This is a genomic window from Propionibacterium sp. oral taxon 192 str. F0372, assembly GCF_000413315.1.
GTDB lineage: Bacteria > Actinomycetota > Actinomycetes > Propionibacteriales > Propionibacteriaceae > Brooklawnia.
The window spans coordinates 1,163,744-1,170,092 of record NZ_KE340297.1; the positions used below are offsets into that span (position 1 = coordinate 1,163,744).

General features: G+C 69.1%; 5 protein-coding genes, 3 pseudogenes and 1 CRISPR repeat array. Of the genes and pseudogenes, 5 read left to right on the forward strand and 3 right to left on the reverse strand.

From position 1 onward, the window contains the following. Positions 1-42 precede the first annotated feature (42 nt). Together HMPREF1531_RS14305 and HMPREF1531_RS05475 are read left to right on the forward strand one after the other, a co-directional pair. Positions 43-885 (forward strand): ABC transporter ATP-binding protein, encoded by an 843-nt coding sequence (locus tag HMPREF1531_RS14305; protein ID WP_016668925.1) that lies wholly within the window; start codon positions 43-45, stop codon positions 883-885. Next, entirely contained in the window at positions 882-1,628 is a 747-nt protein-coding gene (locus tag HMPREF1531_RS05475) for an ABC transporter permease (protein ID WP_016668926.1), read from the forward strand. The genes HMPREF1531_RS14305 and HMPREF1531_RS05475 overlap by 4 nt, the downstream gene beginning before the upstream one ends. Before the next feature lie 127 nt (positions 1,629-1,755). Here HMPREF1531_RS05475 and HMPREF1531_RS05480 read toward each other — a convergent pair whose 3' ends face one another. Continuing rightward, on the reverse strand, positions 1,756-3,198 hold the full coding sequence (locus tag HMPREF1531_RS05480) for an MFS transporter (RefSeq protein WP_016668927.1): 1,443 nt from the start codon (positions 3,196-3,198) through the stop codon (positions 1,756-1,758). Between the two features lie 115 nt (positions 3,199-3,313). Here HMPREF1531_RS05480 and HMPREF1531_RS05485 point away from each other — a divergent pair, with 115 nt between their 5' ends. Then, positions 3,314-4,051: a TetR/AcrR family transcriptional regulator gene (locus tag HMPREF1531_RS05485; RefSeq protein WP_016668928.1), complete on the forward strand. Its 738-nt coding sequence runs from the start codon at positions 3,314-3,316 to the stop codon at positions 4,049-4,051. A 36-nt stretch (positions 4,052-4,087) separates the two neighbouring features. Here HMPREF1531_RS05485 and HMPREF1531_RS14135 read toward each other — a convergent pair whose 3' ends face one another. Together HMPREF1531_RS14135 and HMPREF1531_RS13880 are read right to left on the reverse strand one after the other, a co-directional pair. After that, the gene (locus HMPREF1531_RS14135; RefSeq protein ID WP_016668929.1) at positions 4,088-4,225 is read right to left on the reverse strand and encodes a helix-turn-helix transcriptional regulator; all 138 of its coding nucleotides are present in this window, start codon (positions 4,223-4,225) and stop codon (positions 4,088-4,090) included. Positions 4,226-4,301: 76 nt separating this feature from the next. Further along, positions 4,302-4,943, reverse strand: a pseudogene (locus HMPREF1531_RS13880) (hypothetical protein); the annotation flags it as partial. Between the two features lie 119 nt (positions 4,944-5,062). Here HMPREF1531_RS13880 and HMPREF1531_RS14360 point away from each other — a divergent pair. Both HMPREF1531_RS14360 and HMPREF1531_RS14365 read left to right on the forward strand, forming a co-directional pair. Next, positions 5,063-5,116: pseudogene (locus HMPREF1531_RS14360) on the forward strand (hypothetical protein); the annotation flags it as partial. Between the two features lie 91 nt (positions 5,117-5,207). Continuing rightward, positions 5,208-5,615: pseudogene (locus HMPREF1531_RS14365) on the forward strand (2-isopropylmalate synthase); the annotation flags it as partial. Positions 5,616-5,648: 33 nt separating this feature from the next. Next, positions 5,649-6,349: a CRISPR direct-repeat array (repeat unit 28 nt; unit sequence GGATCATCCCCGCTTACGCGGGGTGCAC).

Consider the following 6,349-nt stretch of genomic DNA (forward strand, 5'->3'; position numbering starts at 1 on the left):
AGGGGATTGTCGAGGGCACCTCGCCGCCCTACAATTCATCACATGATGAAAAACCGTCAGGCGAGCGCCAACAGCCCCGGGCCCCACGACCTCGGGCACCGCCGTCCCGCACCACACACCGCCGCCAGCCAGCACTCCTCAGGTGGTGAACCCACTGCCTCGCCAGTCGTCGAGGTCCGTGACCTGCGCGTGACCCGCGGTGGCAAGGAGATCCTCCACGGCCTGGACCTCAGCCTCACCCCCGGCAGCGTCACCGGCCTGCTCGGCCCCTCGGGCTGCGGCAAGACCACCCTCATGCGCACCCTCGTCGGCGTCCAGCGCTACCGCGGGAGCGTGAGCGTCCTGGGGTCGAGGCCCGGCAGCCCGGCCGTGCGCGCACGTGTGAGCTACATGGCCCAAGGCCTGGCCGTCTACCGCGACCTCACCGGCCGCCAGAACATCTCCTACTTCGCCCGCATCGCGGGAGAGCGCGCCCGTAACGTCGAGGAGGTCGTGGCCGACGTCGGGCTCGGCGACGTCATCGACCGGCCCGTGTCCAGCTACTCCGGCGGCGAGGCCAGCCGGGTGAACTTGGCCTGCGCGCTCGTCGCCAACCCCGAGCTGCTCGTCATGGACGAGCCCACCGTCGGCCTGGACCCCGTCACCCGCGAGGAGCTGTGGCGCACCTTCCGGGCCATGGCGGAGGGCGGCACCACGATCCTCGTCTCCAGCCACGTCATGGACGAGGCCTTCCGCTGCGACCAGGTCCTGCTCATGCGCGAGGGCCGGTTCCTCGCCACCACGACCGCCGCCGAGCTCCTCACCCAGACGGGGAAGCCCACCGTCGATGCCGCCTTCCTCGCCATCATCACCGGCACCGACACACTCACCAAGGCCGCATCATGACCCCGCGCACCTACCTCGCTGCCACCGCCCGCATCCTCGCCCAGCTGCGCGCCGACCGGCGCACCGTCGCCCTCATCGTCGCCGTGCCCTCGGTGCTGCTCACCCTCCTGTACTTCATCTACACCGACCTGCCGGGTGCCGGCCCCCTCTTCGACCGCATCGCCGTGTCGATGATTGCGATCCTGCCAATGACCACCCTGTTCCTCGTGACCTCCGTGGCGATGCTGCGCGAGCGCGTGAGCGGCACCCTGGAGCGCCTGTGGACCACGCCCACGCACCGCGCCGACGTCCTCTTCGGCTACGCCACGGCCTTCGTCTGCACCGCCCTGGTCCAGAGCCTCGTCCTGTGCTCCGTCGCCGTGTGGGGCCTGGAGGTCACGGTCACCGCCGGCTGGGGCTGGGTGCTGCTGCTCGCCCTCGTTACCGGCTTCGTCGGGGTGTGCCTGGGGCTGCTCGTGTCCGCCTTCGCGCGCAGCGAGTTCCAGGCCGTGCAGTTCATGCCCGTGGTCATCGCCCCGCAGCTGTTCCTGTGCGGCCTGCTGGTGCCGCGCGAGAGCATGCCTCGCCCGCTGGAGGTCGTCGGCGACGCCCTGCCCATGAGCTGGGCGGTGGACGCTGTGACGCAGGTGGCAACCGAGACGGACGTCTCCGCAGGCTTCGTGCACCGGGTGGGCTTCCTGCTCGCCTTCGGCCTCGTCGCGCTCACCGTGGCGGCCTTGACGGTCCCGCGCCGCACGCGCTGAGGCCGACGGCGGGCACACGGCCGGGCCCGCTGGTACGCCTCCGGCGACCTCATGCTCGCAAGCATCGTCACCGGGCTCGCCCTGGCGGCCGCGGTCTGGGGCGCCGTGCTGTCCTGACGGCCCTGGCCTACTGGGGGCTGTTCCCCATGATCGGCTGAGCGGCACCAGGCATCGTCAGCGAGGCGAGACCTGCGAGCGCGTAGGCCGCCACGGGCACCCACAGGGCGGTCGTGACGGCGTCATGAGCGTCACCCGAGCCCTGGAGGATCCCGAAGAACAGCGCCCCGGCAAGGGCGATGCCAAGCACCATGCCGATCTGGCCGAAGGTGGTGAGGGTGCCAGAGGCCGCTCCGGCGTCCTGGGTGGGCACCGACTCCAGCGTGATCGTCGTCAGCGGCATGATGAGGGTCATCATCCCGGCGCCTGTCAGCGCCAGCGGGACGGTGAGGTTCCAGCCGGTGAGGGATGCTCCGGCGCTCCAGATCGTCCACAGGACCCAGGCCAGTGCGGCCGCCTGCACCATGCCGCCCAGCAGCACGGCCCACCTGCCCAGGCGCTTCGTGGCGAGGATCGCCAGGGGCGCGGTCACCATGGAGCCCAGTGCGAAGGGCAGGAGCGTGAGCCCTGCCGCCAGCGCCGTGAAGCCCAGCGCGCTCTGGACGTAGAACAGCACGATGAGCACGAACCCGCCGTTGCCGATCGAGGAGAGCACCTGTACGAGCTGTCCGCTCGCGAAGCCCCGGTCACGAAACAGCGGTAGCGGCAGCAGTGGGGACCCGTGCACCTTGAGCATGTGCCGCTGCTGCCAGGTGAAGGCGGCGATGACGAGGGGGGCTGCCAGGAGCATCGCCCAGATCCACCACGCCCACCCAGCGGCGCGGCCGTCGGTGAGCGGGAAGACGACGAGGAAGACACCGAGGCCTCCCAGCAGCACCCCGAGAAGATCGGGCCTGAGCGGGTGCTCCGACCTGCTCCTGGGAACGAAGAGGAGCGCCGCGGCGACGAGCACGACGCCGACGGGCACGTTGACGAGGAAGACGCTGCGCCAGCTCATGCCGAGAAGGTCCGCGGTGACGAGCCAGCCGCCGAGGATCAGCCCGCCCACGGCCCCCAGTGAGCTCAGTGCCCCGATGAGGCCCAGGATGGGGGCGCGCTCCTCTGGCGCGTACATCACCTGAACGCTGGAGAGAACCTGGGGCATCATGATCCCGGCGAAGCCTCCCTGGAGCACGCGGGCCGCGACGAGCAGGTCGCCTGTCTGCGACAGCGCCGCCCCTAGGGAGGCGAGGGTGAAGCCCACGAGCCCGATGACGAAGATGCGCCGGTGTCCGAAGATGTCACCCAGGCGGCCGCCCGTGATGAGCAGGGTCGCGAAGGCGATGACGTAGCCGGCGACGGTCCACTCCAGCTGCTCCGGTGTGGCACCGAGGTCCGCGCCGATGGTGGGCAGTGCGACGTTGGTGATCGTCGAGTCCATGAGGTCCATGAACGTCGCCACCATGAGCACGGCGGTGGCGACGGTGCGCGACCGTGCGGCGCCTCGTTCCTGGGATCTGTCCTCGTTTTTCATGCTCCGGTCCTCTCATGACTCAGTGTGTACAGCGTACACGTCAGTGATGAGTACACTGTACGCAGGTATCGTGGTCGAAGCAATCCGGTCCCCGAGGCAGTGATGAGGAGAGAACGTGGTGCACGCCGATTCGGGAGTCCCGCCCAAGTGGGTGCGGTGGCTGTGGGAAGTCGATGCCACCGAGGGTGCGGCCGAGCAGGACGAGGGCGCGGGCCTGGGTGTCGGCAAGATCGTGCGCGCGGGCGTCGCGCTCGCCGACGCCGAGGGCCTGGACGGCGTGACCGTGCGCAAGCTTGCCCAGTGCCTGGGTGTGAGCACCATGGCGGCGTACCGCCACATCAGCTCGCGCGACGAGGTGGTCGCCGCCATGGTCGATGTCGCCTTCGGGCCGCCGCCGGCCCTCTCGGGCCCCGCCGAGGACTGGGAGAGCGGGTTGCGGTGCTGGGCGACGGCCATTCACATCCGCTACGACGCGCATCCCTGGCTCCTGGACGTCCCGGTCCAGGGCATGCCGACCGGGCCCCACCGCCTGCGGTGGATGGAGGCGGTTCTCCGCGTGCTCGCGGGTGCAGGGCTTGATCTCCAGGAGCAGCTCAACGCCGCGTTGCTCGTCGACGGGCACGTGCGCACTGTCGCCTCCCTCAAGCGCTCTCTGGCGGCCGCGACGCACGAGGGACGCAGCGAGGCCTCCGTGGGCTGGCTCCTGACCCGCCTCAAGGCCGACGGCCTGACCTCCATGGCGCAGGTGCTCACGGTCGGGGCGCTCGATGACGAGCAGGGCTACGAGCTCGACTACGGACTCGACCGGATCATCGCCGGGATCAGGGCCGGGATCGGAACCGCCCGCGCCTGAGGCGACGGCACCGGTGGCACTGGGCCCCGGCCGGACTTAGCTCAGGGGCGGGAAGTCCTCAAGGGAGAAGACCGACTTGACCGGCACGTCGAAGTAACGGGCGATGCGCAGCGCCAGGTGGAGCGAGGGCGCGTACTCGCCGCGCTTGAGGTACCCCACGGTCTGGTAGTGCACCCCCAGGTCCTCGGCGAGCTGACGCGGCGGTCCGCGCGCAGGACAGCGATGCGGTTGTGGACGACGTCGTCGGCCATCACATGCCGGTCTGGGAGCGGGTGGCGGACTGCATGCGTGCCAGGTTACCGATGCTCTCTCTGCGGAAGGAACGTCTGACGAGGGTGGGGGCCAGGAGCCTGAGCCCGACGACGGTCCACGTAACCAGGACGGTCAGGGCTGCCTTCGGACGGAAGGCACCACCGATCTCCCACGAGGGGTCGCCGACGAGCGCCCAGCGGGTGAGGTGTCCCGACCAGTAGGTGGGAAGCGCGAGGTGGATGAGCTGGACCCAGCGAGGCAGGGCCACGACCGGGAAGAAGGCACCGCTGGTGGCCACCAGCGCCATGATCGGCAGGAGGGTGACCATGAGGCTGTACATGCCCCGCGCCGCGCAGGCGGCGGCGATGCCCAGAGGGGCCGCCGCCAGCGAGGACAAGATGATGAAGGGCACGCACTCCAGGACCTCCTCGACAGTGCTGACGTTGTCGTCGGCCGTCAGCTGGATCGAGCGGATCCACCCGAGCTGGTCCTTGACGCGCCACTTAGGGTGGTCGGTCCAGTTCTGCTGGACCAGGCCGATGCGCGTCCAAAAGGACGCGGGGGCTCGGCGCGGGTCCGTTCCCATGACCCGCACGGTCCCTGACTGGGGCGCGAGGGAGCCCAGGAGGTTCTCGATGAGCGTGGTCTTGCCGAGCTCACCGACCTGCCGGACCGCACTTGGCCGACCAAGCGCCTCACGAGCGCCCCCGCTGGCTGTCGACCGACCTGCGCGACGGCAACCAGTCCCTCATCGAGCCCATGGGCCCCGAGGCCAAGCGCGCCCTGTTCGACCTGCTCGTGCGCATCGGCTTCAAGGAGATCGAGATCGGCTTCCCGGCCACCTTCCAGACCGACTACGACTTCGTGCGCTCCACTCGTCGAGGACGACGCCAACCCCGAGGACGTGGCGATCAGCGTCCTGACCCAGTCCCGCGAGGACCTCATCGACCGCACCCTCGACGCCTGCGTCGGTCTCCCGCGTGCGACCGTCCACCTGTACAACGCGCTGTCCCCGCTCTTCCGCGAGGTCGTCTTCCGCATGAGCCGGCAGGACGTGCACGAGCTCGCCGTCGACGGCATCCGCATGGTCATGGCCCGGGCGGATAAGGTCCTCACCGACGACACCGTCTTCGGCTTCGAGTACTCCCCGGAGATCTTCGTCGACACCGAGCGCGAGTACTCCCTTGAGGTCTGCGAGGCCGTCATGGACGTGTGGCAGCCAGAGGCCGACCGCGAGATCATCCTCAACCTGCCCGCCACCGTCGATCGCGCTACGCCCAACGTCTACGCGGACCAGATCGAGTGGGTGAGCCGCAACCTCTCGCGCCGTGACGTCGTCGCCCTGGGATCATCCCCGCTTACGCGGGGTGCACTCGGTCCGCCAGTCCAAGGTGCCGCGCGTCTGGGGATCATCTCCGCTTACGCGGGGTGCACGCGCCCATCTGGGCACGGAGATGGTTTGGATAGGGATCATCCCCGCTTACGCGGGGTGCACGTTTCCAGGACACCACAGAAGGTCACGCGACCCGGATCATCCCCGCTTACGCGGGGTGCACCGCTTCCCGGATGCGCTGATGGAAGCCGATGATGGGATCATCCCCGCTTACGCGGGGTGCACGGTGAGTGGATCCCGAGGATGCGTTTGGCGGCGGGATCATCCCCGCTTACGCGGGGTGCACGCGCTTGTCGAGGATGCACGAATCGGACGGGGCGGATCATCCCCGCTTACGCGGGGTGCACGTTCGTTATCAGGATATTGTATTCGGGGCTGAGGGATCATCCCCGCTTACGCGGGGTGCACATTATGCTCACATGGGCAGACAATTACCGGGACGGATCATCCCCGCTTACGCGGGGTGCACCTACGTGTCATATTTGGCGTCAAATGCACACTCCGGATCATCCCCGCTTACGCGGGGTGCACGGCTCAGAGCGTTACCTCGACACGGCGAATCAGGGATCATCCCCGCTTACGCGGGGTGCACATCTGCTCACCGGGTCGTCCTCCGATGAGGAAGGGATCATCCCCGCTTACGCGGGGTGCAC